This window comes from Devosia oryzisoli, assembly GCF_014837245.1.
GTDB classification, from domain to species: Bacteria; Pseudomonadota; Alphaproteobacteria; order Rhizobiales; family Devosiaceae; genus Devosia; species Devosia oryzisoli.
On record NZ_JACYFU010000001.1, the window covers coordinates 1,268,135 to 1,295,134 of the forward strand.

Annotated in this window: 20 protein-coding genes, 1 tRNA gene and 1 pseudogene; 9 read left to right on the plus strand and 13 right to left on the minus strand. The window is 62.7% G+C overall.

What is annotated here, in order from left to right:
- Nucleotides 1-45: 45 nt before the first annotated feature.
- The 5 genes from guaA to guaB all read right to left on the minus strand — a co-directional run bounded on the left by guaA (nt 46) and on the right by guaB (nt 6,436).
- Nucleotides 46-1,611, minus strand: coding sequence for a glutamine-hydrolyzing GMP synthase (gene guaA / locus IC608_RS06370; RefSeq protein ID WP_191773610.1), 1,566 nt, complete (start codon nt 1,609-1,611; stop codon nt 46-48).
- 99 nt (nt 1,612-1,710) lie between these two features.
- Nucleotides 1,711-2,193: a TspO/MBR family protein gene (locus IC608_RS06375; RefSeq protein WP_191773612.1), complete on the minus strand. Its 483-nt coding sequence runs from the start codon at nt 2,191-2,193 to the stop codon at nt 1,711-1,713.
- A 56-nt stretch (nt 2,194-2,249) separates the two neighbouring features.
- Nucleotides 2,250-3,542 carry an RsmB/NOP family class I SAM-dependent RNA methyltransferase gene (locus IC608_RS06380; RefSeq protein ID WP_191773614.1) on the minus strand — a complete coding sequence of 431 codons (1,293 nt, stop codon included), beginning with the start codon at nt 3,540-3,542 and terminating at the stop codon, nt 2,250-2,252.
- A 3-nt stretch (nt 3,543-3,545) separates the two neighbouring features.
- Nucleotides 3,546-3,980, minus strand: coding sequence for an MAPEG family protein (locus IC608_RS06385; protein ID WP_191773616.1), 435 nt, complete (start codon nt 3,978-3,980; stop codon nt 3,546-3,548).
- 953 nt (nt 3,981-4,933) lie between these two features.
- Nucleotides 4,934-6,436, minus strand: a complete 1,503-nt coding sequence (guaB, locus tag IC608_RS06390; RefSeq protein WP_191773618.1) for an IMP dehydrogenase — start codon at nt 6,434-6,436, stop codon at nt 4,934-4,936.
- A gap of 260 nt (nt 6,437-6,696) precedes the next feature.
- Between guaB and IC608_RS06395 the strand changes: the two genes are divergently transcribed.
- The gene (locus IC608_RS06395) at nt 6,697-8,085 is read left to right on the plus strand and encodes an MFS transporter (RefSeq protein ID WP_191773619.1); all 1,389 of its coding nucleotides are present in this window, start codon (nt 6,697-6,699) and stop codon (nt 8,083-8,085) included.
- 30 nt (nt 8,086-8,115) lie between these two features.
- On the plus strand, nt 8,116-9,489 hold the full coding sequence (locus IC608_RS06400) for an MFS transporter (protein WP_191773621.1): 1,374 nt from the start codon (nt 8,116-8,118) through the stop codon (nt 9,487-9,489).
- A gap of 226 nt (nt 9,490-9,715) precedes the next feature.
- Here IC608_RS06400 and IC608_RS06405 read toward each other — a convergent pair whose 3' ends face one another.
- Nucleotides 9,716-10,456 (minus strand): RlmE family RNA methyltransferase, encoded by a 741-nt coding sequence (locus tag IC608_RS06405; RefSeq protein WP_191773623.1) that lies wholly within the window; start codon nt 10,454-10,456, stop codon nt 9,716-9,718.
- The gene (locus IC608_RS06410; protein ID WP_345890844.1) at nt 10,446-11,621 is read right to left on the minus strand and encodes a Ppx/GppA phosphatase family protein; all 1,176 of its coding nucleotides are present in this window, start codon (nt 11,619-11,621) and stop codon (nt 10,446-10,448) included. The genes IC608_RS06405 and IC608_RS06410 overlap by 11 nt, the downstream gene beginning before the upstream one ends.
- A 230-nt stretch (nt 11,622-11,851) precedes the next feature.
- On the opposite strand from IC608_RS06410, the gene IC608_RS06415 reads away from it, so the two are divergent.
- From IC608_RS06415 to IC608_RS06425, 3 genes are all read left to right on the plus strand, one after another.
- Nucleotides 11,852-11,925, plus strand: a tRNA-Gln gene (locus IC608_RS06415).
- A gap of 108 nt (nt 11,926-12,033) precedes the next feature.
- Nucleotides 12,034-13,959 (plus strand): site-specific integrase, encoded by a 1,926-nt coding sequence (locus IC608_RS06420; RefSeq protein ID WP_191773627.1) that lies wholly within the window; start codon nt 12,034-12,036, stop codon nt 13,957-13,959.
- 1,216 nt (nt 13,960-15,175) lie between these two features.
- A complete protein-coding gene (locus tag IC608_RS06425) occupies nt 15,176-16,213 on the plus strand; it encodes a site-specific integrase (RefSeq protein ID WP_191773629.1) in 1,038 nt (345 codons plus the stop codon).
- A gap of 294 nt (nt 16,214-16,507) precedes the next feature.
- On the opposite strand, the pseudogene IC608_RS06430 reads toward IC608_RS06425, so the two are convergent.
- Nucleotides 16,508-17,201 (minus strand): annotated as a pseudogene (locus IC608_RS06430) (hypothetical protein).
- 327 nt (nt 17,202-17,528) lie between these two features.
- Nucleotides 17,529-18,596 carry a copper-containing nitrite reductase gene (nirK, locus tag IC608_RS06435; RefSeq protein WP_191773631.1) on the minus strand — a complete coding sequence of 356 codons (1,068 nt, stop codon included), beginning with the start codon at nt 18,594-18,596 and terminating at the stop codon, nt 17,529-17,531.
- Between the two features lie 251 nt (nt 18,597-18,847).
- On the opposite strand from nirK, the gene IC608_RS06440 reads away from it, so the two are divergent.
- Entirely contained in the window at nt 18,848-19,453 is a 606-nt protein-coding gene (locus IC608_RS06440) for a DUF305 domain-containing protein (protein WP_191773633.1), read from the plus strand.
- Between the two features lie 136 nt (nt 19,454-19,589).
- Here the strand turns inward: IC608_RS06440 and IC608_RS06445 are convergent, their stop codons facing one another.
- The 3 genes from IC608_RS06445 to IC608_RS06455 all read right to left on the minus strand — a co-directional run bounded on the left by IC608_RS06445 (nt 19,590) and on the right by IC608_RS06455 (nt 24,128).
- Nucleotides 19,590-21,005, minus strand: a complete 1,416-nt coding sequence (locus IC608_RS06445; RefSeq protein WP_191773635.1) for an MFS transporter — start codon at nt 21,003-21,005, stop codon at nt 19,590-19,592.
- A 136-nt stretch (nt 21,006-21,141) separates the two neighbouring features.
- A complete protein-coding gene (gene cueR, locus IC608_RS06450; protein ID WP_191773637.1) occupies nt 21,142-21,603 on the minus strand; it encodes a Cu(I)-responsive transcriptional regulator in 462 nt (153 codons plus the stop codon).
- The gene (locus IC608_RS06455; protein ID WP_191773639.1) at nt 21,600-24,128 is read right to left on the minus strand and encodes a heavy metal translocating P-type ATPase; all 2,529 of its coding nucleotides are present in this window, start codon (nt 24,126-24,128) and stop codon (nt 21,600-21,602) included. The genes cueR and IC608_RS06455 overlap by 4 nt, the downstream gene beginning before the upstream one ends.
- A gap of 172 nt (nt 24,129-24,300) precedes the next feature.
- On the opposite strand from IC608_RS06455, the gene IC608_RS06460 reads away from it, so the two are divergent.
- On the plus strand, nt 24,301-24,501 hold the full coding sequence (locus tag IC608_RS06460) for a heavy-metal-associated domain-containing protein (RefSeq protein ID WP_191773641.1): 201 nt from the start codon (nt 24,301-24,303) through the stop codon (nt 24,499-24,501).
- A 145-nt stretch (nt 24,502-24,646) separates the two neighbouring features.
- Nucleotides 24,647-25,084 carry a DUF411 domain-containing protein gene (locus IC608_RS06465; protein ID WP_248306174.1) on the plus strand — a complete coding sequence of 146 codons (438 nt, stop codon included), beginning with the start codon at nt 24,647-24,649 and terminating at the stop codon, nt 25,082-25,084.
- A 314-nt stretch (nt 25,085-25,398) separates the two neighbouring features.
- Here the strand turns inward: IC608_RS06465 and IC608_RS18435 are convergent, their stop codons facing one another.
- The gene (locus IC608_RS18435; RefSeq protein ID WP_345890857.1) at nt 25,399-25,800 is read right to left on the minus strand and encodes a hypothetical protein; all 402 of its coding nucleotides are present in this window, start codon (nt 25,798-25,800) and stop codon (nt 25,399-25,401) included.
- Between IC608_RS18435 and IC608_RS06470 the strand changes: the two genes are divergently transcribed.
- Nucleotides 25,792-26,982, plus strand: coding sequence for a multicopper oxidase family protein (locus IC608_RS06470; protein ID WP_345890856.1), 1,191 nt, complete (start codon nt 25,792-25,794; stop codon nt 26,980-26,982). The two genes, IC608_RS18435 and IC608_RS06470, sit on opposite strands and share 9 nt — an antisense overlap.
- Nucleotides 26,983-27,000: the final 18 nt, after the last annotated feature.

Here is a 27,000-nt window from a genome sequence, read left to right on the forward strand (position 1 = left end):
GCCCCATGGAATGCAAACACGAGCCCCGCGCGGGAGGCTGCTCCCTTACTCCCACTCGATGGTGCCGGGAGGCTTGCTCGTGACGTCGTAGACGACGCGGTTGATGCCGCGCACTTCGTTGATGATACGCGTGGCGGTGCGGCCGAGGAAATTCATATCGAACTGGTAGAAATCCGCCGTCATGCCATCGACGGAAGTCACGGCGCGCAGGGCGCAGACAAATTCGTAGGTGCGGCCATCGCCCATGACGCCCACAGTCTGGACCGGAAGCAGAACGGCGAAGGCCTGCCAGATCTTGTCGTACTGGCCCGACTTGCGGATTTCGTCGAGATAGATGGCGTCGGCCTGACGCAGGATGTCGAGTTTTTCGGGCGTGATGCCGCCGGGGCAACGAATGGCGAGGCCCGGGCCTGGGAAGGGATGGCGGCCAATAAAGCTCTCGGGGATGCCGAGCTCGCGGCCAAGGGCGCGGACCTCGTCCTTGAAGAGCTCGCGCAGCGGCTCGACCAGTTGCATGTTCATCCGCTCGGGCAAGCCGCCCACATTGTGGTGCGACTTGATGGTGACGGAGGGGCCACCGGTGAAGGAGACGGATTCGATCACGTCCGGATAGAGCGTGCCCTGTGCGAGGAAGTCGGCACCGCCGAGTTTTTTGGCTTCTTCCTCGAACGTTTCGATGAACAGGCGCCCGATGATCTTGCGCTTGGTTTCCGGGTCGGATTGTCCTTCGAGTTCGCCGATGAAGGTCTTGGAGGCATCCACGTGGACCAGCGGAATGTTGAACTGGTCGCGGAACATGGTGACGACCTGTTCGCTCTCGTTGAGGCGCATCAGGCCATGATCGACATAGATGCAGGTCAGCTGGTCGCCGATGGCCTCGTGGATCAGGACCGCCGCGACCGAGGAATCCACGCCTCCGGAAAGGCCGCAGATGACATTGCCGTCGCCGACCTGCTCGCGGATTTTCTCGACCATCTTCTGGCGGTAGGCTGCCATAGTCCAGCTCGCCTCGAGCCCGCAGATGCGGTGCACGAAATTGGCGTAGAGCTTGGCGCCATCGGGGGTGTGGACCACTTCGGGGTGGAACTGCACGGCCCAGATGCGGCGCTGCTCGTTGGCGATCATGGCGAAGGGCGCATTGGGGGAGGTGCCGACGACCTCGAAACCTTCCGGCAGTTGCGTCACGCGATCGCCGTGGCTCATCCACACCTGGTGGTCGGTGCCCACGTCCCAGACGCCTTCCGAAAGAGCGGAGGCTTTTCGGACGGTTACGTCGGCGCGGCCGAACTCGCGGTGATGTCCGGCTTCGACCTTGCCGCCCAGCGCCATGCAGAGCGCCTGCTGGCCGTAGCAGATGCCCAGGATCGGCACGCCGGCATCGAGGACGGCCGGGTCGATGGTGGGGGCGTTGTCATCGAGCGTCGAGGCGGGGCCGCCGGAGAGGACGACGCCTTTGGGTTGCAGCGTCCGCATGGCTTCCGCCGCCGCCTGGAACGGATGGATCTCGCAATAGACGCCCGTTTCGCGGATGCGCCGCGCTATCAATTGCGTGACCTGCGAGCCGAAATCGACGATCAGGATGGTATCGGAGGCGATGTCTGGGTGCTGCATGGGCGGGCTTTACCCAGAGTGTGCCGTTTTCGCAAGCGTCGCGGACGCAGGGCGGCAATGAATGTGCGGCGCACCGTTCGGCGGCGACGGCCTGGCCGGTCAGTTCAGCAGCGCTATCGAAAGATTGAGATAGCCGGCGAAGGTGACCCACGCGAGGTAAGGCACGAAGAGCCACGGGGCGATCCTGTCATGCCGGCGCGAGGCGAGGATAAAGCCGACAATGCTGAGCCACATGGCGACCAGGATGGCAAAGGCCAGCCAAGGCTGGTGCGCCGTGAACCAGGTCGGCGACCAGGCCCAGTTGAAAAGCATCTGGGCGCCCCAGAGCTTCATCGCGGTGGATTTTGGGTCGATGGTCCAGATGCGCCAGCCGGCGATGGCGATCAGCACGTAGAGCGTGAACCAGACCGGCCCGAACACCCAGTTGGGCGGGTTCAGGGGCGGCTTGGTCAGCGCCTGGTACCAGCCGTCGGGCGTCGACTGCGTGCCGATGAGGCCGCCGACGCCGATGACCAGCACAAGGAAGACGGCGAGCGCGATCCAGTGGCCGGGAGAATGTCGTTCTGCGGTGACGGAGGCCATGCCGATGTCCTTTCCTGAAACGATTGACTCTTGAACGCAGGGCCAGCGCGGCTAGTTCACCCCGGATTACGGCCCAGGAGATGGCAATAGAAGCCGTCGGTGCCGGTGCGCAGGGGCGTGAGGCAGATGCCGCCGCCCGGCGTGCGCAGGCCATCGGGGAGATCGACGCCGAAGGCATGATGCCAGGCGGCATCGATCGGCCGGCTCTTCACGTCGGGGTGAGCGGCAAGGAAGGCGGCGATCTGGTCGTCGTTTTCCTCGGGCAGGATCGAACAGGTGATGTAGACCAGCGTGCCACGCGGCCCGAGATAGCTCAGCCCCTCCGCCAGAAGCGCCGCCTGCTCCGCCTGGCGCTGGGCGAGCAGTTCGGGGGTGAGCTTCCACTTGGTGTCGGGGCGCCGGCGCCAGGTGCCGGTGCCAGTGCAAGGCGCGTCGATGACGACGCGGTCCATGCGACCGGCAAGATCGTGCAGGGCGCCGTCGCCGGGTGCGCGCACCTGCGCGTTGCGCACGCCGTTGCGCTTCAGCCGGTCGTAGATGGGGGCGAGACGGGCCCGATCGGCGTCGTAGGCAAAAATCTGGCCGGTATTGCCCATGGCCGCGGCCAGAGCCAGCGTCTTGCCGCCGGCACCGGCGCAGAGGTCGAGCACCTGCTCGCCCGGCTGCGCACCGGCCAGGGCCGAGACGATCTGGCTGCCCTGATCCTGCACCTCGAACCAGCCCTTCTGGTAGCCTTCGTCCGTGGTGACGTTGGGCGTGCGCGCGTCGCGCAGACCGGCGGGCATGGTGATGCCCCAGGGCGCGATGGTGGTGGGCGTGGGCGAGAAGCGCGCCAGCGACTTCATGACCCGCTCCGGCGTCGATTTGAGGAGATTGGTCCGAAGATCGAGCGAGGGCCGGCCGGTCATGGCCGCCAGTTCCTCGACCCAGGTCGCGCCAAAGGCCCGCTCGAGCGAGGGCGCCAACCATTTGGGCACATCGGCTGCCACGTGCGCCGGAGCGCCCTCAAGCGGGCCTGCCAGGGCGGCCGCCTCGGCATCCGTCACCGGGGCGGGTGCGTGGCTGTCACCCGCAAACGCGTCGTTGAGCGCTGCGGGCGTCTCGCCCCACTCCCGCACCGCAACGGCCAGCACGAGGGCGCGCGGATCGTCGGTGCCCATGAGGTGGGCGAAGGAGGCACGGTGCCGCAACGCGTCGTAGACGAGATTGCCGATGGCCGCGCGGTCCCCTGCCCCGGCAAAGCGGTTGTTGAGCCCCCAGGCCTTGAGGGCTTCCGAGACGGGCCGCCGGCGCTGCTCGACATCGGCCAGAATTTCGATAGCGGCGGCAAGGCGGCCTGGGAGGCGCATGGTTCAGGTACCCGGAGCGAGAAGAATGCGGAAGGCCAGCCATAGCCAGAACAGGCAAAGCACCGCAAGGCCGGCAGTGTAGGCGGCAAAGCGGTGGAACACCTGATTGGTGGTGACGTGGATGCCGGCGTGGACGATGCGCAGCAGGACGAAGGCCCAGGCGAGGACGATTTCGAGCCAGCCGACCGTGACCGTCTGCAGCGCCAGAAGGCACGCGACATAGAACAGCACCGGCAGCTGGAACTGGTTGTCGAAGCTATTGGAGAGGAGCCGCGCGCGGAGCGGGTACGCGGTGCGCTCGACGGCGATGGCTTCGACATCGATCTCGCCGCGCATGACCCGGGGGACACGCTCGCGACCCATCCAGAGGAGGATGACGATGGTGAGGAGCACCTGCGCCATGAGGGCGAGAAGGAGCAGCTTGTCGGTCAGGGGCATTCGCGTTCCTCAAGAGAGTCGGATGGTGCGCGTAAGGCCTTGTAGCGGAATCGGTCTTTGTGCGCGTGCAGAATCGCCGGATGGCGTCTCGGCCTCCGGTTCGAGAGTGACGGTGCCCGGAGGCGGCGCCCGCCTCTGAGTTTGGTAAATGTGTGAGACGAGAACCGCCTCCGGGCGCCGGGTTTTCTGACGCAAGGTTCTCCAAAGGATCGGCGCTGGCCCTTTTGATCCTCTAACCCCGGCCCAGGCTCCGGAACGATGCAGAGCCCTCCCGACAGTCGCCGGGCAGTTGATCGTTGCAACTCCATCACGCCCGGCTGATGGGGGCAGTATGGCAGGGGGTTTTGGGGCGGGGAGAAGGGGGAGAGATTTGGCATGTGCTGGGGCGCTGGCAGGCGCGGCAGCACCCCCTCATCCGGCCCTTCGGGCCACCTTCTCCCCGAGAGGGAGAAGAATTGGGCCGGTGGGTGTTGCGGGGTGGGATGCGCCTCTTATTCCTCTCCCTCGGGGAGAGGTGGCCGGAGCGCAGCGGAGATCGGTGAGGGGGATTTTGGGGACGGGTGGATTGCCCGGATAAACCGGGCAATGACGGTTGGGGAGGGCTGCGAGGCTGTCACGGATGGTTGGGGTGCTCGATCACGCACAGCGTCACCACCCGGCTTGACCGGGTGGTCCATTGGACGTGCCGTATGTGCAGAGCCCCCCTCATCCGGCCCTTCGGGCCACCTTCTCCCCGAGAGGGAGAAGAAATTGGGCCGGTGGAGAGATGGCTGTGGCACCCCCCTCACCGACTCGGCGTTGCCGCGCCACCTCTCCCCGAGGGGGGAGCGGAATAGGGGCGCGAGCCCTGGCTGGGTGCGTGAGGCTCCCCCCACCCTCGGTCCCTCCCCGCCAGGGGGAGGGAGGACGGCGGCGGCGGGCGCTACTGGAGACCGCCCCTAGCGGGGTCAGTCTTAGCGGCCGCTGCGGTAGTTGGGGGCTTCGCGGGTGATGGTGACGTCGTGGACGTGGCTTTCGTTGAGTGCGGCGCCGGAAATCTTCACGAACACCGAATTCTCGCGGAAGTCCCTGAGCGTGTGGGCGCCGGTGTAGCCCATGGAGGCGCGGAGGCCGCCGGCGAGCTGGTGCAGCACGGCGCCGACCGAACCCTTGTAAGGCACCTGGCCCTCGATGCCCTCGGGCACCAGCTTCATCTGGTCGCGCACGTCCTGCTGGAAGTAGCGATCGGCCGAGCCGGCGCCCATGGCCCCGACCGAGCCCATGCCGCGATAGGATTTATAGGAGCGGCCCTGGTAGAGATAGACTTCACCGGGAGCCTCGTCGGTACCCGCCAGAAGCGAACCGACCATGACGCAGGAAGCGCCGCCCGCCAAGGCCTTGGCCATGTCGCCTGAGAACTTGATTCCACCATCGGCGATGACCGGCACGCCCGCCTTGGCCCCTTCCTCGGCGCAGGCCATGACGGCGGCGAGCTGCGGCACGCCGACGCCGGCGACGACGCGGGTGGTGCAGATCGAGCCCGGCCCGATGCCGACCTTGATCGCATCGGCGCCTGCATCGATGAGGGCCTTGGTGGCCTCCGCGGTGGCGACATTGCCGGCCACGATGCGGGTGGAATTGCTCTCGCGCTTGACGCGCTCTACCGCCTCGGCAACCCGGACCGAATGGCCGTGCGCGGTATCGATGACGAGGAGATCGACGCCCGCGTCGATCAGCTGCAGCGAGCGCTCGAAGCCATTGTCACCCACGGTCGAGGCGGCGGCGACGCGCAGGCGCCCCTGCTCGTCCTTGACGGCGTTGGGGTGGAGCTGGGCCTTCTCGATATCCTTGACGGTGATGAGACCGATGCAGTGGTAGTTTTCGTCGACCACCAGCAGTTTTTCGATGCGGTGGCGATGGAGGAGGACCTTGGCTTCGTCCTTGGAGACGCCTTCGCGCACCGTGATGAGGTTGTCATGCGTCATCAGCTCGGCGATGCGCTGATTGGGATTGGAGGCGAAGCGAACGTCGCGGTTGGTGAGGATGCCGACAAGCTTGCCGGTGGCGCGGCCGCCGGTGCCGCCGTTTTCCACGACCGGGATGCCCGAGATGCGGCTCTGCTGCATGAGCCCCAGCGCATCGGCCAGGGTGGCATCGGGGCCGATGGTGATGGGATTGACCACCATGCCGCTTTCGAAGCTCTTGACCTGGCGGACCTGCTCGGCCTGTTCGGCGGCGGTGAAGTTCTTGTGGATGACGCCGAGGCCCCCAGCCTGCGCCATGGCGATGGCCATGTTGGCCTCGGTGACCGTGTCCATGGCCGAGGACAGGATGGGAAGATTGAGCGCTATGTCCTTGGTGACATAGGTGGAAATGTCGGTTTCGGTAGGCAGGATGTCGGAGCGCGCCGGCTGCAGTAGCACGTCATCGAAGGTGAGCGCGGCATCGCCAGTGATGGTGGTAATAATCTTCGCCAAGGCCAGACCCTTCCTGCCTTCCGGTAAAACCAGAGATGAAATGGAATACGATCTGGCGGGTGAAGCCGGATCGGGTTGGCGAGGGTCAATAGCATCGGCTTGTGGCTTTGCCTAGGGGCGCGGGCGCATGGCGGACCCGCAGCAGGCGATCAAACTTCCATACAAGAGCGGCTTTTTGGGGTAGTCGGGAGACAGCAGGCAGGCCATAGTGGCCGCCGGTCTCCCAGCCGCCTTTTCAGACGACTCTCCGGTTCTTCAACTTGATCCGCGTTACTCCGCTCATCCTGGCGGTCGCCCTGTTCATGGAACAGATGGACTCGACTGTCATCGCCACGTCCCTGCCCGCGATCGCCGCCGATATCGGCAGCGAGCCGATCGCGCTCAAGCTGGCGCTGACGGCCTATTTCGTGGCGCTCGCCATCTTCATTCCCATCAGCGGCTGGATGGCGGACCGGTTCGGGGCCAAGAACATCTTCCGGCTGGCGATCTTCGTGTTCATGCTCGGCTCGCTCGCCTGCTCGTTCTCCTTTTCGCTCGAGACCTTTGTGCTGTCGCGCTTTTTCCAGGGCGTCGGCTCGTCGATGATGACGCCGGTCGGGCGCCTCTTGCTGGTGCGCTCGACGCCGCGCAACGAGCTGGTCAATGCCATGGCGTGGCTGACCGTGCCGGCGCTGATCGCGCCGGTCACGGGGCCGCTGATCGGCGGGTTCTTCACGACCTATCTCACCTGGCACTGGATCTTCTGGATCAACATTCCGATCGGGATCGCGGGCATCATCCTGGCCGGCATTTTCCTCAACGTGCCGGATGAGCGGACGCCAAGACCGGTCGACCTCGTCGGCTTCTTTATCGCCGCCATTGCGGTGTCTGGCTGCGTGTTCGGCCTTTCGGTGATCAGCCTGCCGGCCCTGCCGATCCTCTACGGGTACATGACGCTGGCAATCGGGGTCACGGCCGGCGTCTTCTATATGCTGCACGCCAAGCGCACGAAGTACCCCCTGCTCGACCCGAAACTGCTGCGGCATCGCTATTTCCGCTCCTCGATTACCGGCGGGTCGCTGTTCCGCATCGGCATCGGCGCGGTGCCGTTCCTCCTGCCGCTCATGCTCCAACTCGGGTTCGGGCTCTCGCCGTTCCAGTCGGGCGCCATCACCTTTGTTTCGGCAATTGGCGCGATCCTCAGCAAGTTCCTGGCGCAGCGCCTCTATGCGCGCTTCGGCTTCCCGCGCGCCCTGGGCTTTGCTTCGATCTTGGGGGGGCTGCTGATCGGGGCGCAGGGGTTGTTCACCGCCGAAACCTCGGTGCCGCTGATCATGAGCGTGCTCCTGATCGGGGGCGTGCTGCGCTCGGTGTTCTTCACCGGCTCGAATGCGCTGGGCTATGCGGACATCTCGGACGAGGAGGCCAGCCAGGCCACGGCGATCGTGGCGGTGGCGCAGCAGGTTTCCGTCGCCACGGGGGTTGCGGTGGCCGGCGCCATCCTCGAGCTCACCAGTCCGCTCAGCGGTGGCCACCTGACGCTGCTCAATTTCCAGATCGCCTTTTTCGTCGTCGGCGGCATCAGCTCGTTGGCGGGTCTTGTGTATTTGCGACTGCCGCCCGACGCGGGCAGCAACGTTTCCGGCCATCAGGGCCGGCATGCAGACTAGGCGCGCTCGTCGCGCCCATTGGAGGAAGATTTGTCCCGGACCGTCCCGCTGATCCTGGCGACCGCGCTGTTCATGGAAAACATGGACTCCACCGTGATCGCCACCTCATTGGCCGCCATCGCGGCCGATATCGGCACCGACCCGATCTCCCTCAAGCTGGCGCTGACGGCCTATCTCGTAGCGCTGGCGATCTTCATTCCCATTTCGAGCTGGATGGCCGACCGGTTCGGCTCGCGCAATGTCTTCCGGATCGCCATGGTGGTGTTCGTGATCGGCTCGATCGCCTGCGCCTTTTCGGATTCGCTGCTGGCCTTCGTGGTCGCGCGGTTCGTTCAGGGCATGGGCGGCGCACTGATGACGCCCGTCGCCCGCCTGGTGCTGGTGCGCTCGACGCCCCGGCACGACCTCGTCAACGCCATGGCCTGGCTGACCGTGCCGGGGCTGATCGGGCCCATTGTCGGGCCCCCGTTCGGCGGGTTCCTGACCACCTATTTCTCCTGGCACTGGATTTTCCTCATCAACGTGCCCATCGGGGTAATCGGGGTCGTCCTCGTCAGCAGGTTCCTGCCCGAGATGACCCGGGTGGCACCCCGCGCCATCGATTTCAAGGGTTTTGCCCTGGCCGGGCCGGCCTTTGCGCTCATTGCCTTCGGCACCTCGGTGATCAGCCTGCCGGCGCTGCCGCCCATCGTGGGGGTGCTGGCGACCCTGCTCGGCCTTGCATTGGTGGCGGCCTATGCGCGGCATGCTCTGAGGACGGACGAGCCGCTGTTCGACCTGCGGCTGTTGCGCCTTCCGTTCTTCCGCAGCGCCGTGGTGGCGGGCACCTTCTTCCGGTTGGGCCAAGGGGCGACGCCGTTCCTCTTTCCACTGATGCTGCAGCTGAGCTTTGGCTATACGCCGTTCGAATCGGGGATGATCACCTTTGCGAGCGCCGTCGGGGCCATCATCGCCAAGTTCGCCGCCACCAGCATCTTCCGCGTCATGGGCTTCCGCACCTCGCTGACGCTATCCACGGCCGTCTCGGCCGCGGGCCTGCTGGCCATGGGGCTTTATACGCCGACGACGCCGATCGCGCTCATCATCGGCATCCTGGTGTTCGTCGGGTTCTGGCAATCGACCTTCTGGACCGGCAGCCAGGCGTTCGTCTTCGCCGATATCGAGGACAAGGATGCGGGCCAGGCCAATGTGATGGCACAGGTGTCCAACCAGCTCTCCATCGCGCTCGGCGTCGCCCTCGGGGGCGGGATGCTGGAAGCCAGCACGGCGCTGCGCGGCGGCGAGTTGACGCTGGGCGATTTCCACATTGCCTTCATCGTGCTGGCAGCCGTGTGCCTGATCTCGACGGCGATGTTCATCCGCCTGCCGCGCAATGCCGGGCACCAGCTGCAGGCGGCGCACTGAGGGCGGGGTTGCGAAGCTTAGACCGTGCCACGCCCTCGTCCTTCGACGGCGCTCAGGATGAGGGCTGTTGGGGCGTCGTGCGTCAGGCAGCGGCCTCCCCGCACCCGCCACTCGAGCGTAGCGCTCGTGGCCTCGACGCCTGGAATTACGCCTCCGGCCTAATTTCGCCTGCGGCCTCCCCGCGTGTGCCATTCGAGCGTAGCTCTCATGGCCTCGACGCCTGGAATTACGCCTCCGGCGTGATTTCGCCTTCGGCCGGCCGCGAGCCTTTGAACCCCTTGGCGATGAGGTAGGCCTCGGCCGAGTCGGAGCGGCTGGAGGGGGGCTTGGCGTGGAAGGTGGTGTTGAAGTGGCGCTTGAGCATGTGCAGGAGCTCGTGCTCGGTGCCGCCCTGGAACACCTTGGCGACGAACGAGCCACCGGGCTTGAGCACCTCGATGGCGAAATCGGCGGCGATCTCGATCAGGTGCACGATGCGCAGGTGATCAGTGGCGCGGTGGCCGGTGGTGGGCCAGGCCATGTCGCTCATCACCACATCGGCCTTGTGGCCGCCCATGGCCTCGACAAGGGCCGCCGGGGCGTCGTCGTCCGTAAAATCCTTGCGGAGCAGGATGACGCCGGGGATGGGGTCCATCTCGAGATAGTCGATGCCCACGATCAGGGGGTGGTCCACCGTCGAGCCGACGGCCTTGGCCGCCACCTGCGACCAACCGCCAGGCGCCGCGCCCAGATCGACGACGCGCATGCCCTTCCTGAAGAGCTTATGCTTTTCGTCGATCTCCTTGATCTTGAAGGCGGCGCGGGAGCGGTAGCCCTCGGCACGGGCGCGCGCCACGTATGGGTCGTTGAGCTGCCGCTCCAGCCATTTGGTCGAGGCGACCTTGCGCCCCTTGGCGGTCTTGACGCGGATCTTGAGGTCCCTGTCGGACTTGCGCCCGCCGGTGCCGAGTGCCTTGTTATTGGCCATTGGGGCGCCTCCGTCCGAAGCGGCCGCGCTTATGCACGCGGTCCGCATCCATCAGTGAAATCAGAATGCCCTCGCGCAGGCCGCGATCGGCGACGCGCACGCGTTCGGTGGGCCATTCACGGCGGATCGCCTCGAAGATGGCGCAGCCGGGCAGCACCAGATCGGCGCGATCCTTGCCGATGCAGGGATGGGCGACGCGGCGCTCGAAGGACATGCCGAGCAGCACCCGCATGGTGTCGTCCACCTGCTCGCGCCGCATCCACAGGCCATCGACCTTCTGCCGCTCGTAGCGCTCGAGCCCCAGATGCAGGCCCGCCAGCGTCGTCACGGTGCCCGAAGTGCCGATCAGGTGCACCGGATGGGTTCCGATCATCTGGCGCAGCTTTTCGCGCCCGCGAAACTGACGCAGATGTTCCGCGACGTAATTCACCATGGCCTCGAACACGTCGGGGGTGACATCGACGCCGCCGAACTTTTCGGCAATCGACACCACGCCCACCGGCAGCGATTGCCAGGAGCGGATGGAGGCGGACATGCGGCCCTGGATGCGCGGCCGACCGCCGCGGAAATCGAGCCAGGCGAGTTCGGACGAGCCGCCACCGATATCGAACATCAGCGCCCCCTGGGCCGTCTCCTCGATGAGGTCGGCGCAGCCGGTGACGGCAAGCTCCGCCTCGGTGCGCCGGTCGACGATTTCGAGATCGATGCCGATTTCCTCGCGCACGCGCTCCAGGAAGGCGACGCCGTTTTCGGCCGCGCGGCAGGCTTCGGTAGCGATCAGGCGCATCCGGTCGGGCTGATGGTCGCGCAGCTTGTTGCGACATTGGCGGAGCGCCTCCATGGTGCGCTCCATGGCGGCATCGGAGAGGCGGCCGGTGACCGAGACCCCCTCGCCCAGGCGGACGATGCGGGTAAAACCATCGAGGACGCGAAAGCCGTGATCGTGCGGGCGGGCGATCAGAAGCCGGCAATTGTTGGTGCCGAGATCGAGCGCGGCATAAAGCGGCCCGCGGTGGCGCCGCGGAGGCGCCGTCTTGTGTGTCCGCGGCTCCGGGCCGGGCACGGTCGCGCCCGCCCCCTGCCCCCGGACGGATCCGGACGGGACATGGAGCCCTGCATCGGCGCTTGCGGCCGATACAGCAGCGGACCGAATCGAGTCGGTCACATCTGTCTCCTTCATGCGCGGTCGCAGGGCCAGAGCCGGCCGCGCCCGAACGCATCTTCGTTGCGTGTTGAAAACCAAGGTAGAGCAAGGGGCGCAGGAGCGCAATGAAAACGATCTCCACTGCCCCGCGCGCGCAGCGCTTGCAATCGGCCCCGGCTTTGTCTAAGGAAACCCCGCGCCGAACGAAGCGAGCCCCGCGCTCCACCGCCCGGCCGGCCAGCAGGCCCTGCTGGGGAATAGTTCAATGGTAGAACAGCGGACTCTGACTCCGTCGATCTTGGTTCGAATCCAGGTTCCCCAGCCAAAATCTCCGTAAGCTACTGAATTCGCTTGGTAATTTGTGTGGTGTGTGAAAGTTTCACACAAACTGCCACACATGGTCCCACACACGCCGACTCCAAACGAGGTCAGCATGGGTACCCGCCTGCCGTTCTGCATCCGTCGCGGCGCCATTTTTTACTTCCGCAGGCGCCTGCCAAGTCCCGCCAAAATGTCCGTGGAATTTAGCCTCGGCACGAAAGACGAGCGGGTTGCCCGTCGCCTATGCTCCCTGCTTGCGATCGAAAGCGATCGTGCGTTTGCAGTGATGCGTGAGGGCGGAATGACACCAGAACAGTCAGAGGACTTCATCCGGCATAAATTTGCCGAACATCGGGCCAAGCTGGATCTTGTCCATGCTGTCGGACTTGACGGCGGGGGCGACTGGAAATCACAGATCAACGCCAGCAAAGCCGCTGCCCTCGCCTTCAATACACTGGCACTTCGTGGTCGTGATGGTGAAGTTGAACCCTCGTTCATCACGGATGATCCAGATGCCGACGAAGTTCTACGATTGGCCCGCCAATCCATCAAAACGTATCGGGAGGATCACTGGTCAGACAGCAGGTCAAGGCGGATCAAAACCGACCTCATGCTGCTGTTTCCAGACGCGGAAATGGCTCCGGGTGATGTTGCCCACGCCAGGTGGCTGACGTTGCGGGCGTGCGCGGCCGCCAGCGCTTCGGTTGCAAAGAAATATTCTCAAGCTGACATCACCCTCACAGACTTGGAAGATTTGGCCGCACGGCTTGAACAGGCGATCGCCAAGCTTGCTGACCCGCCATCCTCAGCACCAAAGAACCAGGACAGGCAAACAGAGCCCCAGGCAGCAGCTGAAGCTGAAGCACCGGCCAAGACTCACATAGTGACCTTTACCGAGGAAACCGTGGCCCAAGAACGCCAAGACGGGCGGCTTGCATCTGGAACACTCGACCAGAAGCTACAGGTCGTGAACATGTTCGTCTGGGCAACAGGCAAGGAGTATTTCCAGGACCTCAAACAGAGCGACATCAAGCGTTACGTCGATTGTCTCAAGCTCATCCCAAAAAACCACAAGGCGCCGGTCTATGAAGGATTGACGGCGGAGGCGATGATGGCGAAAGCGGCCTTCCTTGACAGGCGGGAAGTCGGGCTCAGCGCACAAACGATAAACCGCAACCTCAGTTACCTGACAAAGCTGATGCGCCAAGCTCAGCTGGCGGGTGTGGAAGGCCTGCCAAAGCTCCTGATCGGAGAGTTCCGCTTGGCACGGATGGTGCGTGGCCATGAACAGCGGCCCGGTTACACAGCTGAGAATATCGCGAAGCTGTTCGGCCATCCGATTTGGACCGGCTGTCATTCCCTTGCCCGTCGGCATGTGCCCGGCGATGTTATTGTGTGGGACGGTCTCTATTGGTGCCCGCTGATCAGCGCCTATTCCGGCATGCGCCGGGAAGAAATTGCAGGGATGCAAGTGGCCGAGGTCGTCCTTGATGCTGAGGTTCCGCATTTCATCGTGGCAGAGAATGGCAACCGTGGGCTGAAAACGCTCGCGTCGACCCGGACCGTGCCCCTTCATCCAGCACTTCTCCGGCTGGGTTTTGACCGTTATGTCCGAAAGCTCCAGAAAGCTGGAGAGACGAACCTATTCCCCGAGCTCAAGCCGACCGAGGGCACCAAGTCATCCTGGGGCGACAAACTCCACTACAACTTTTCCAAGGCGGTGAAGCTGAGCTTGGGCGCATCTCACGTTGAAAAGGACGCAGCCAAGACTTTTCACAGCTTCCGTCACTACATTTGTACGGCGCTCGACCGCATCGAAACGATCAAGGACAAAACCACCCGGGACATAGTCGGACATGAGAATGTGGGGACTACAGACCGCATATATAAAGAGCCAGCATTGCTCGCGGTGAAGCTGGCAGCCCTGGAGTTCCTGCCCGACCTGAGCGAAGCTGCGGCGATTGCGGTACAGACCAAGCAAGTGATCCCGGCCCGCAAGTCAGCTGTATTCAGGAAGAAGGCACGCGCTGCGGCATAGCTTGTAACGGCCCAAACAGCCATCGCGAACGGAAGGAGTTCGCCTGGTGGGACGAGTATGCCGTTCGTATCCTGGCGAAGGCACCTGCCGGCACGGCGCCGTTTCAGCGCCTGCTTTAGGCTTCTGCTCTAATCCCCACACAGCAAGTGTTCTGCTTCTGGCTCATCCGAGAGCCAGAAGCAGATCGTGACGTTTACTCCGCTCAACCGAAGGGGTTTCGGGGTAAACGCCCCGAAGCGGCCGGCAAGCCGGCCTTGTCCGCGACGGAAGGGATCGGAGATCCCTTCAGAGATGCCGTTCCGGCAGCCACTTGGCAAAAGAAAGAAGACCCGAGCCAGAGGTTGACGCCGGAGAGGTCCGCCCCACACTCCCCCACCCCAGCTTCATCGAAGCTGGGGCAAGCGCCGTAGGCGCAAGCGGACAAATCCGGGGTCAAGTCGGCCTCCGGGCCCCATCCTCTAAATGTGCGCGACAGCGCTAGCGGAGCCACATCAACTCTCTGGTCCAGCACTAGCGGACCAGATCGGGCCCAGCGTCATTTCGAGGAAGGGAGAGGCAGACGACCTCGGCGGCATACAAGCATGAGGTGCTCTGAGCTGGATGGTCACGCCCAAGATCCGCGTCCGGTCGGTTTGGCAGCGATAAGATCGGTTTTGCCACGATAAGATCGGTTTACCCCAAGATAAGATGGTCAAAATGTGTCCGAGACGGTCGTATCCAATCCAGAAAGATTTCCTCGACCCAGTCGGGTAAGATGGCCTTGAGCCAGTCGGGTAAGATGCTCTTTTCCTATTTCCGGAGGCGCTCCGGCGGTTCCGGAAATAGGGCCTGTTGGTCGAAATCGACGAGCAAAGCGAGCTTGCGCCCCTGATCCAGCATGGATCGAGGGGGCGTCGGTTTTGACCAGCAGGCAAGGCAGGAGATCACCTTTGATCTGCTGCCACGGATGATCCTTCCGGCGACCGAAGAGAGCTTGCCCCCCTGTCCCATATTATGGGGCAAAGGGGGGCCGGAAGGAACATCCGTCGCTTTGACTGGCCATGGGTCGCCAGACCCTGCCGCCCTGCTGGCGCAAGCCAGCGAAGGGTGGCCATGGCCGGTCAAAGCGCTCAAGAGCATCTTTATCCAACGAGGCCATCTCTCACTCTCCAGGCTCGCCTTTTCCGATTTTCACGCACTCCGCTTAACCTCAGGGGAGACGTAGTGGAGAGTCACGGTGGCATACGACCTGAAGCGCATTCTGAGCGAGGCAAAAGATCATCTGGCCAAGCCTAAAAAAGCGAACACCCTGGAGCGCTACGGGAGGATCTGGAAATCGATCAACCAGTCAGGACTCAGGATTACCGAGTATGTCGACTACGTGGGGTGCACTGCCCCAGGCCAATTTGTGTTGACGCGATCGGCTGCCATCCACGCATTGTGGAAGCTGATCATTCAGAAGTTCCACAGTGCGCATCGGAAGATGACCGCAGGGCTGAAGCAGGCATCTACTGACGAGCTGACTGAGGTGGTCGGCGTGCGCATGGTTATCGACATGCTACGCGATAAGAAGCCGCCCAAGGACGCTTTCACCCGGAAGGGGCGATCCAAACGCGGCAACATCGGGAAACTCCCTGAGGATTGGCAGCAGCGTCTCGCCGACAACACGATCACGGCCGCGCTTCCTGCAGTGTTGGTGTCGCTTCTGTCAGGATGTCGCCCAGAGGAGCTGGCCATGGGCGTTACCGTAAGTGTCGTCGATGATCGGCACCTGAGCATCTTCATCAATGGCGCCAAAACCAACGAGACCAATGGCCAACCCTGGCGCAAGCTGACATATGACGTCGGGCTGTCCCCCCTTGCAGGCCGGCTCTGGAGGATAGCTTCGCGCAAAGGCGGTGTCCTTCATGTCAAGCGTGAGCCACGCACGCTTCACGCCAATATGGCCACAGCGTCAAAGAAGGCTGGTTTGCCGCCCATTTGCGCCTATGTCGCAAGGCACTTTCTGGCCTCTCAACTGAAGCATTTCTGGAGCGACGCGAAAGATGCCATTGCAATGGTACTCGGCCATGCAAGCACCGCGACGCAAAAACGATACGGTTCTCGGCAGCAAGGCCGCAAGGGTGGCATGGCGATCGTCGAGGTTGAAGCGGCACGCACTGTACGCACGCCGGACAGGCCGCATCCCGGTGTGTCGACCGCCAATAGCCTCCAGACGGAGCATTTCGAAGAGGACGCGTTCGGCGCTCTGTTGGAACTCTCGCCTTTTCGCTGATTGCATTAGATGGAAAACGACAAGGAGACCGTTAGCAACGACGCCTATGGCTGCCCACTAACACATAGAGCTTCCGGGCGCCCGAGGCAGCTGAGCGCCCCAAAACGGTCATGCCGGTCGCGCTTTCGGTTTCCTGTTAGCTGCCATTCCGGCCGCGGCCGACCGCTGTCGTTTTTGGGGTGGATTACGGACAGACAGGTTTCGGACGGCTGCTCTGAGAAACTGTCATTTGCTGGGCGAACGAGCTTCGACGGTAACCTTCCCCACTTCTGTCGCTTTACTTCCCTCTCCAGATTACACCGGCCCGACACTTTTCCCGTTGGTCCTCACGGCAATCCAGATGGTGTGACGGTCGCCCTTGCCGTTGCTGCGGGCGCGAACGGTTACTTCCTCGAGCGCCATTCCGGTTTGCCTCAAGCGCTTGGCGAATCTGGCATCGGGGTAAGACGACCAGACGGCCAGGTGGTCCGCCCGTCGTCAGTGCGGATTTGGCGGCAGCAAGGCCAGCGGCATTGTACAGCCGGTCATTGGCGGGACGAAACAGGCCGTCGGGCCCATTGTCTACATCAAGCAGGATAGCATCAAATGGCTTTCCGCCACCGATGGCGGTAGCGACGTCACCCAGGTGAATGCGAACACGAGGATCGTTGAGGCTGGTGCCATGCAGAACGGCAAGCGGACCACGCGCCCAGGCGACTACCTCGGGAACCAACTCGGACACCACGATTTCGCTGTCGGCGGCAAAGCACTGGAGGGCAGCACGCAAGGTAAAACCCATGCCAAGGCCGCCGATCAAAATTCGGGCTTTTGGGCGAGCGCCGACGCGGTCGGCTAATAGCCTGGCCAATTGCTCTTCTGAATGGTTCTGCCGGTTGTTCATTAAAGTGATAACGCCGGACATGATGGAGAATTCGCTGCCGCATTGCATGAGCGTCATTACGCCACCACCCGGCATGGTTGTCTCATCGAGCTTTACCCATGGTAGCATCAGTATCTCCAGTCTCGTCCAGCGACTCGTCGCTGCACCGCACTATGATCTAGCGTAGGTCATAGGACACTTCCCGCAAATGTCGCCTTTTGGGCACGGCTGTTGCTTAGTTCAACGGTCGCCAGGGGAGGACTGGCGGCATGTCCGACTTCGTCTTATTCAGCGATCTGTACTACGTTCGAACCGCGACACGATCCTCCTGCCGCCAGTTCCTATTCACATGATCCCGCCGGTCAATCACGGCCGTGAGGACGCGACGCACAGGTGGCTGCCGAATACCCTCTGTGCCGATGATTGGGGCCTCAGAGAGGCCGTGACCGCGGTGAGCTAGCCATGGATGTGATCCGGACCACCCTCAGTGGGTCCGGGGACCGGCGCATTGAAGATGTCGGGTTGCTCATCCCCCGTGACGACCAGTGTACCTAGAAGACCCCGTTCGGCGCGCGACAGCGCATGGTCTACCAGTTTGAACTCTCCCGGTACGTCTAGAATAAGATCCACCACGGTAGCGCTGCCGGGTGGAACCGACACCGTGGCAACGTCGAGCATTGGCTGCGTGACCAGGGATCCGAGCGGGTAGGCACGGTCAAACGTTTCGCCGATCACGTGGAAGCTGGAATCCTTATTCGGGCCGCCCACACCAAAATAGATGCGCACAGTTTCCCCTGCTGCCGCCCGGAGTGCGTTCTCGCCAGTGAGAGCCTCCACGGCACCATTGAAGACGTAGTACTCAGGCTGTTCCGCGGCGAGTTTCTCCGCACTGCTCTTGAGATTCCCCCGAGCGCCGTGGGCTTCGGCGGTATAGAGCTCCCCCTGCATCACATAAAATTCCCTATCGACCGGCGGCAGCCCTCCTTCGGGCTCAATCAGGATCAGGCCATACATGCCGTTGGAAATATGCTGTGCCACCGACGGCACCGCACAATGGTAAACATAGAGGCCTGCCTTGAGTGCCTTGAAGGAGAACACGCGGGTTTCGCCAGCTTCAGCGTGCGTTGCCACCCCTCCGCCGCCGGGGCCAGTCGCGGCGTGAAAGTCGACACTGTGCGGTTCGGAGCTGTCAGGCGCATTGTGGAGGCTGACTTCGATCGTGTCCCCGACACGAGCTCGGACGAACGGTCCGGGCACCTTCTTGTTGAAGGTCCAGTAGTGGTACGTGGCACCATCCTCCAGGGCCCCGGTCACCTCCACGGTTTCAAGTGCGACCGAGATAGTCCGAGGTGCGCGGCGCTGCGTCGCGGGCAGATCGCTGGCGCTTCGAACGACATCGAGCGGCGCAGCAGCCGTGCCATTTTCTTGAGGATGTTCGTGGGTGCCGGCCGCAATCGCGGCTCCCGACACCATCATCACCGAAACAACAGCTAAGGCAGGTAACAGCCGAGCGCCAATCCACATGTGATGTCCTTTTCTTCGATATCGGACACCATAGTCGCGGCTCAGGGAGGCTTCGTTGCGCCGGCGCAAGGACCGACTATGCCTGAGGCCGGTCGGCCGAGCGCGGGAACCATTGGCATGCCATCGATACCCCTATGCACCACTGCCCCACCAGTTAGCCAGATAGTGCAAAGCGTCGCGAGAGCGCCAAGTCGCTTCGGAATCCCCAGACACCCGTCGAATTCTGTTTTGCAGCAACGGAAGGAGCAGTCATGACCGCACAGGACCATAAACAGCATTCCACCGGTATGGGTTGGGGACGAATTGCCGGGATGATCGCTTTGTCGGTGATCGTGATGATCCCGCTGATGTATCAATTGGTCTACAGCTTCGACCACGCCCTGTTCAGCGTAAACCGCCTGGTCGCCTCTCTGGTAATGGGCTGCGTGATGACGGTGATCATGCTTGGCTTCATGTGGTCGATGTACAAGGGGACGGCGGTGAAGGTCGCAGTCGTCGCAATTGCTGCCGTAGCGGGGCTCACGCTTCTCTTCGTCAATCGAAATCAAAGCCTGATCGATGACGTGCGGTTCATGCAGTCGATGATCCCGCACCACTCCATTGCCATCAACAATGCACGCAAGGCGAGCATCAGCGACCCGCGGGTGCGCAAACTTGCCGACAACATCATCAAGGCGCAGGTGAAGGAAATCCTCCAGATGAAAATGTTGATCGCAGACATCGAGCAAAATGGAGAGCGGGGTCAACAGCCACTGCCTGCGGCCGCTACCGAGATCACCGACGACATGAGGTCGGAAGCCGAGAAACTCGTCAACGGACCCCAAACCGGCGACGCTGCCTCGGTGCCTCAGCAGTAAAGACGCGGACTGATCGGTATCTTGCTCCGCATTGAGCAGGCAAAAACTCCGTCGCGGCGCGGCAGCACGCAATCGAGACGGAGAGGCACTCGTACACGGATCTGGAGGTGGCGGGCCAAGCCCGCCACCTCAGGGTCTAGCCCACCGGGACCTCCCGCTGGACGGCGCCGCCGCGAATGAGGAGGAGTGTTGCCAGAGCAGCGACGGCTGCGACGACACCTGCGCCCTGGAACGCCGCCTGGAAGCCCTGAAGCATTTCTGCCGGGCCAGCGCTGCCATGGCCGAAGCCGGCGGTGGAGATCACCACCATGACGGCAAGACCAATGGCCGAGCCAATCTGGTAGGTGGTGTTGATAAGGCCGGAAGCCAGACCGGTTTCCTCGGGCTTGGCGCCTGCCATGCCCGACATGGTTGCCGGGATATACGCCAGGGCCATGCCCAGGGCCGCCAGCAGGGAAGCCGGCAGGACGTTGATCACGAAGGACCCATCCAGCGGCAGGTTGGCGAAGAGGATGAGGGATGCCCCCATCAGCAACAGGCCGAGGATGAGATTGGTCTTAGGACCGAACCGGCCAATCAGCTTGCCGGAGAAGCCCACCATGACGATCATGATCAGAACGGTCATCGGCAGGAGCGCAAGGCCGCTGGCGAGCGCGGAAAGGCCAAGGATCTGCTGGAGATAGAGGTTGAGGAAGAACCACAGCGGAATCCAGGCCGCGCCCAGGAGGGCCATGACCAGATTGCCGGCGGCCAGGTTGGGCGCCTTGAAGATGCCCAGGGGCAGCAGCGGTTCGCGGCGGACGCGCTGGGCGATCAGGAAGATCACGAAGAGCGCCAGGGAAATGCCGAGCAGCGACAGGATCAGCGGCGAGCCAAGGCCGGCCGTCTCGATGGTGACAATGGCATAGACCAGTGAAACCAACGCGCCGGTGACTGTGATCGCGCCGAACCAGTCAACCTTGCCGCGTGCCCGTTCGGACTTGCGCAGAACAGCCGGGATGGCGGCCAGCACAATCAGGCCGAGCGGCACGTTGATGAGGAAGGTCCACTCCCAGGCCATCCACTCGGTGATCACGCCGCCAAGGAAGACACCGGCCGAACCGCCGGCTGCTGCAGCAGCGCCCCAGAAGCCGAAGGCCTTGCCGAGTTCGGCTCCATTGTGGCCGAAGAGGCGCATGACGATAGTAAGGGCCGATGGTGCAATCAAGGCCGCACCGATGCCCTGCAGCGCGCGACCGGCAAGCAGGATTTCCTGGCTGGTGGCGAGGCCGGCCAGCAGGGAGGCGGCGGTCAGGATGACAAAGCCGGTGGTAAAGATACGGCGGGCGCCGAACAGGTCGCTCAACCGTCCGCCGAGCAGCAACAGGCCGCCAAAGGCGATGACATAGGCGTTGAAAATCCAGCTCAGACCGCTGGCGGAAAAGCCGAGATCGGCCTGGATGGCGGGCAGTGCCACGCCGATGATGGAGGTATCGAGGATGACGATGAATTGGGCGGCACACAGCAATGCCAGAGCGGCCCATCTCTTCGGATCCGGTGTGAACTTTTGCATTGGAGTTCCCCAGAAAAAGGTTTCTCGCCGATTGCGATTAACCCCGGTGTCCGGCTTCCAACGCTGGGAGAGTCAAGGCCCCAAATGACAAAATTTTCAAATAGAAAGGGCGGTGAATATTCACCGCCCTAAATCGTCAATGGGTATGCGGATCAATTTCTCCCGCAACGCCAAATCTAGGCTTTCTCTTGGTGAGAATTTTTGGCGCCGGAGAAACTGAGAACTCTTCAATAATTGGACAATCTGGCCTGTCATCGCCGTGGCAATTCTCTGCCAGATGTTCCAGTGTCCTGCTCATCGCCTGGAGTGCCAGCGCTTTTTCATTGAGTCTGGCGACATGTTCAAGGGCAATGGACTTCACGTCGGCGCTGGCGCGGCTGCGATCACGCCAGAGCGCCAGGAGATCGCGCATCTGCTCCACTGAGAAACCAAGATCCCTGGCCCGGTTGATGAAGCGCAGGGCGTGAATATCGTGGTCGGTATAGACGCGATAGCCTGCATCCGAGCGATGTGCCGGTGTAATGAGACCGATGGTCTCGTAGTAGCGGATCATCTTGGTCGAGATGCCGGTGGCCTTTGCAGCGTGTCCGATGTTCATTTTGCATACTCCAGCTCAAGCGGTGCCGACGTGCGGCTGTCGCTTGCGCCAACCTGCGCTCCAAAGGAGCGCAGGCGGAGGGCATTGGCGAGCACGAAGACGCTCGACAGAGCCATGGCGCCAGCGGCAAGGGCCGGCGAGAGCAGCATCCCCGTGAAGGGATAGGCGATTCCGGCAGCAACCGGCACCAGTGTAGCATTGTATGCGAAGGCCCAGAACAGGTTCTGCTTGATGTTGCGGATCGTTGCCCGGCTGATCGACAGAGCGATGGAGACACCGCGCAGATCACCCGACATCAGGACGACGTCCGCACTCTCGATGGCAATGTCGGTGCCGGTGCCAACGGCCAGGCCGACATCGGCCTCGGCCAGCGCCGGCGCGTCGTTGATGCCGTCGCCAACAAAAGCCAGCTTGCGACCATCGGCACGCAGACGCTTGATGGCGTCGACCTTGCCTTCGGGCAGCACCTCGGCAACCACTTCGTCAATGCCGAGCTGGCGGGCGATGGCGTTGGCCGTGCGAGCATTGTCGCCGGTAATCATCGCCACTTTCAGGCCCTGCTCATGAAGGGCCGCAATGGCACTGCGGCTGGTTGGCTTGATCGGGTCGGCGACGGCGATGATGGCAGCCAGCGTTCCGTCAATGGCGGCATAGAGCGGGCTCTTGCCTTCATCACCCAACTGGCGGGCATTGCCGGCAAAGTGGTCGACCGCAATACCGGCCTTGGCTAGTGCGCGATCGGCACCAACAAGAACATTGTGACCGTCTACAATGCCGGAAATCCCGTAGCCAGGCGTAGCTTCAAACCCCTGGGGCGCTGCCAGAGTCAGCCCGCCCTTTACAGCAGCGGCAACAATCGCTTCGGCGATCGGGTGCTCCGAAAGGGTTTCAAGGCTCGCCACCTGGCGCAGAACTTCGGTGCGATCAAAGCCCTCGGTCACGATCAGGTCGGTGAGTTCAGGCCGGCCCTTGGTCAGGGTGCCGGTCTTGTCGAGAGCAACAACATTGACATCACGCAGGGTCTGCAGAGCCTCGCCCTTGCGGAACAGGATACCCAGTTCGGCGGCGCGGCCGGTGCCGACCATGATCGAAGTCGGTGTTGCCAGGCCCATGGCACACGGGCAGGCGATGATCAGCACGGCAACGGCATTGACCAGAGCAAAGGTGAGCTGCGGCGAAGGACCAAAGACGAACCAGACTGCAAAGGTGACCAAAGCGATCCCGATGACAACCGGAACGAAGACCCCGGTGACGCGATCGACCAAGGCCTGGATGGGCAACTTCGAACCCTGCGCGGCCTGGACCATGCGGATGATCTGGGCCAGAAGCGTGTTCGCGCCGACCTTGGTGGCTTCGAACTCAAAGGAGCCGGTCTTGTTGATCGTGCCGCCGACGACTTCGTCACCCTCGCCCTTGCGGACGGGAACAGGCTCGCCGGTGATCATGGATTCGTCCACATAGGATTCACCAGACCGCACAATACCATCGACGGGGACCTTGTCACCGGGACGGATTTGGATGCGGTCGCCGGCTCGAACAGCCTCGAGCGGCAATTCAATCACCGCCCCATCGCGCACAACGCGCGCGGTCTTTGCCTGGAGACCAACAAGGCGCTGGATAGCCTGGCTGGTGCGGCCCTTGGCGCGCGCCTCAAGGAGACGCCCGAGAAGGATCAGCGTCACGATGACCGCTGCCGCTTCATAATAGACATTGGCGGTGCCGGCAGGGAGCAGGCCGCCGAAGAAGGTGGAGACGACGGAGAAGCCCCAGGCGGCCGACGTGCCGAGGACGACGAGCGAGTTCATGTCCGGGGCGCCGCGCAGCAAGGCCGGAATACCCTTCTGGAAGAAACGCAGGCCGGGCCCAAACAGGACGACGGTGGCCAGGATGAATTGCAGATAGTGATTGGTCTGCATGCCGATGGTGTTCATGATGAACATGTGCACCGCCGGAATGAAGTGCGACCCCATTTCCATGACGAAAAGCGGGGCAGTCAACAGGGCCGAGAGGCCGAAGGCCCAGCTGAGCTTGCGCGCCTCGACCGCCTTGCGGTCGGCGGCGGGAACCGGCTCGGCACCGGCTTCGGACGCGACCTGACGGACCTCATAGCCGGCCTCCTTGACCGTCGCTTCAAGCACAGCCCGCGTGACCAGACCAGCAGTTGCACTGATGGTGGCCTTTTCGGTGGCGAGATTGACACTGGCACTGATGACGCCGGGTACGGCGGACAGAGCCCGCTCGATCCGTCCGACGCACGAAGCGCAGGTCATGCCCTCAATTTCGAGTGCGAAACTTTCGACGCTGGTTTCATAACCGGCCGAGTTTACGGCGGCGATGATGGCGCTCGGTTGCACCGATCCATCTGTTTCGACACTCGCCCGCTCGGTCGCCAGGTTGACATTGGCCTTGATCGTACCGGGGACAGCGGCGATCGCCTTTTCCACCCGCAGCACGCAGGAGGCACAGGTCATGCCTTCAATGGGGAGCTCGAAACTGGATTTGGAGATGGTAGCGTCCGGAGACATTTTGCAGCCCTTTCATTCCGACTGCCATTCCGTTTGAAGCTTCCAACGTTGGTAAGGTCAAGCGGTTTTCGCCAAAGACTCCGCTGGATGAAAAAACTCTACGCAGGGCTCTTGACCCTCCCACCGTAGGAAGGACCATCTTCCCTGGTGTCTCAACCAGAAAGGACACGCCATGTACAACTTCACCGTCGCTGATATGACCTGCGGCCACTGCGCCTCGACTATCGAGAAGGCTGTAAAGAGCGCGGATCCCGCGGCGGGCGTGTCGATAGACATTTCCGCGCGCAAGGTGCAGGTGGAAACCACTCGTTCCGCTCAGGAGATCGCCGATGCCATCAATTCGGCCGGGTACTCGAGCACCATCGCTGCCTGAGCAAGCTGGCAATCAAGCAGGGGCGAAGCGACGCATTGTCGTTGGTCGCTCCTGATGTCAGTTCAAGATAGAGCTCTGCGCGCCACTGAATCGGAGAACTTCGATGTTGATTTCCCGACGTACCCTACTCATAGGGTCCTTGACCTTGGCCGGCACCGCTCTGATCGGTGGCCCCTTCGCCCAGGAGACGGCACCGATGATAGCGGTCAAGAAGGATCCGTGGTGCGGCTGCTGTACTGGCTGGGCCCTCCATCTGGAACAGACCGGATTTTCCGTTGACGTCGAGGACATCGAGGAGATGGACAAGGTCAAGGATGCCCTGTCTGTCCCGGCTGATCTGCGCTCCTGTCACACGGCTACGGTCGATGGCTATGTCATCGAAGGTCACGTGCCCGCAGAGGCGATCACGGCGCTGCTAAAGGATCGCCCGAAGATCACTGGTCTGGTGGTACCCGGCATGCCGCTTGGTTCGCCCGGAATGGAGGGGGCGGACGAAAGTTCCTATGAGACATATGAGGTTCTGGCCTTTGATGGCGACCGTCGTGACGTTTTCATGCGGTTCATCGGGCAGACACGCGTGTGACGCCCAGCTTTTGTCACACAAACGAGACTATATGACCGCATGGTTCGGCTGCTAACGAGCACAAACCTCATCGCTCGAGCTTTTCTCGCAATGTTCCTGGCGCTGACACTGCTCGGCTCCATGGCGTCTGCTGCGCCACCAAGCATGGCCGCCCCGTGTTCTGCCCCGATGGAAGCGACGGCCCACGGCGACGGGGCAATTCACAAGATGGTCGACAGCTCCCAAACGCAGGTTGTCGATGACTGCTGCCACCATGCCTGTTCGCCTTGTACCGCCTTGCCGCCGTCCTCAGTCGAAAACCAGACGACGAGCCGTCACCATCTTGCCGAACCATTAATACAGGCCAGCTTGCTGTGGTCATGGCAGCCGCGGCTGTTTCGGCCGCCGATCCAAATCTGAGATTCTTCCGGCCAACTCAGGCCGAAGCCCTTTTCAGATTTCGGAGCATTATCATGAGCATCCAGCTCTCTCGTCGCGCCTTCCTCGGCGCCTCCCTCGCCCTTGCCGGCAACGTAGCGCTGCCGCGGGTCGCCCTGTCCCAGCAACCAACTCCCCGGCGCCTCGTCGCCGAACGTCGCGTCATCGACGTGCTCGGCCGGCCGGGCGATGCTTTTCGTCTCCGCGGCGATGACGGCCGGCATGGCCTGGCCCTGCGCGCTGGCGAACGGTTCCTTGTCGATCTGGAGAACCAGATAGGCGAGGAGACCATTGTTCACTGGCACGGACAGACACCAGACCCCGCCCAGGATGGCGTGTCTGACACAGGATATGTCTCCCCGCTGACGCCCGGCGAGCGACGGTCGTATGATTTCTCACCCCGAGCAGGCACCCATTGGATGCATTCGCATCATGCGCTGCAGAAGCAGGCTCTGCTGACGGCACCTCTGGTTGTCTACACCGCGGAGGACGAGGCGGCAGACGTTCAGGACGTGACGGTGCTGCTGCATGATTTCGCCTTCCGGAGCCCTGAGGAAATACTGTCTGAGCTGACCGGGGGCCAAAGTGCCGGCCATGACATGCACCAGCAACCTGCCGGAGGCATGTCCATGGGCGGTGGCATGATGATGGGCGGCATGGACCACAGCATGATGTCCATGGATCTCAACGACGTCCGCTACGACGCATTTCTGGCCAATGACCGAACGCTGGATGATCCGGAGATCATCCGCACCGAAGCGAATGCGAAGGTCCGGTTGCGCCTGATCAATGCTGCAGCGTCAACATCCTTCTGGATCAACCTCGAAGATGTTGAAGCCACCGTGCTTGCGGTAGACGGCAACGCCGTCGAGCCCATAAGGGGGCACCGCTTCCCGCTTGCCCCTGCCCAGCGGCTTGACCTGCTTGTTGAGATGAAGGGCAAGGCGGTTGTGCCGGTATTCGCACAGGTCGAAGGGCTGCAGGACCGGACCGGCGTAATCCTTGCGGCAAACGGCGCTGACGTGCCCAAATTCTCTTCCAAAGCGGAGCAGCAGGAAGCGCCGGTCGACCTTTCGCTGGAGGAGCAGCTATCGGCCGCATCGCCGCTCCCGTCAAAACCGACCGACCGGACCGTGCAGACCATGGCCATGGGCAGCATGGACCCTTATGCTTGGAACCTCGACAATGCTCCCTGGCCAAACCGAACACCGCTCAAGATTGCGGAGGGTGAGCGCGTCACTCTCGAGATCATGAACCACTCCATGATGGCCCATCCCATGCATTTGCACGGCCATCATTTCCAGGTGACGGTTCTCAATGGGCGCCGCCTCAATGGCGCCATGCGAGATACCGTTGTGGTTCCGGCCATGGGCAGCGTCAGTGTCAGCTTCGACGCCGACAATCCCGGCCGATGGCTGTTCCACTGCCACAACCTCTACCATATGATGACCGGCATGATGACCGAGGTCGTATACGGGTAGAAGATCACCAAGTCCGTT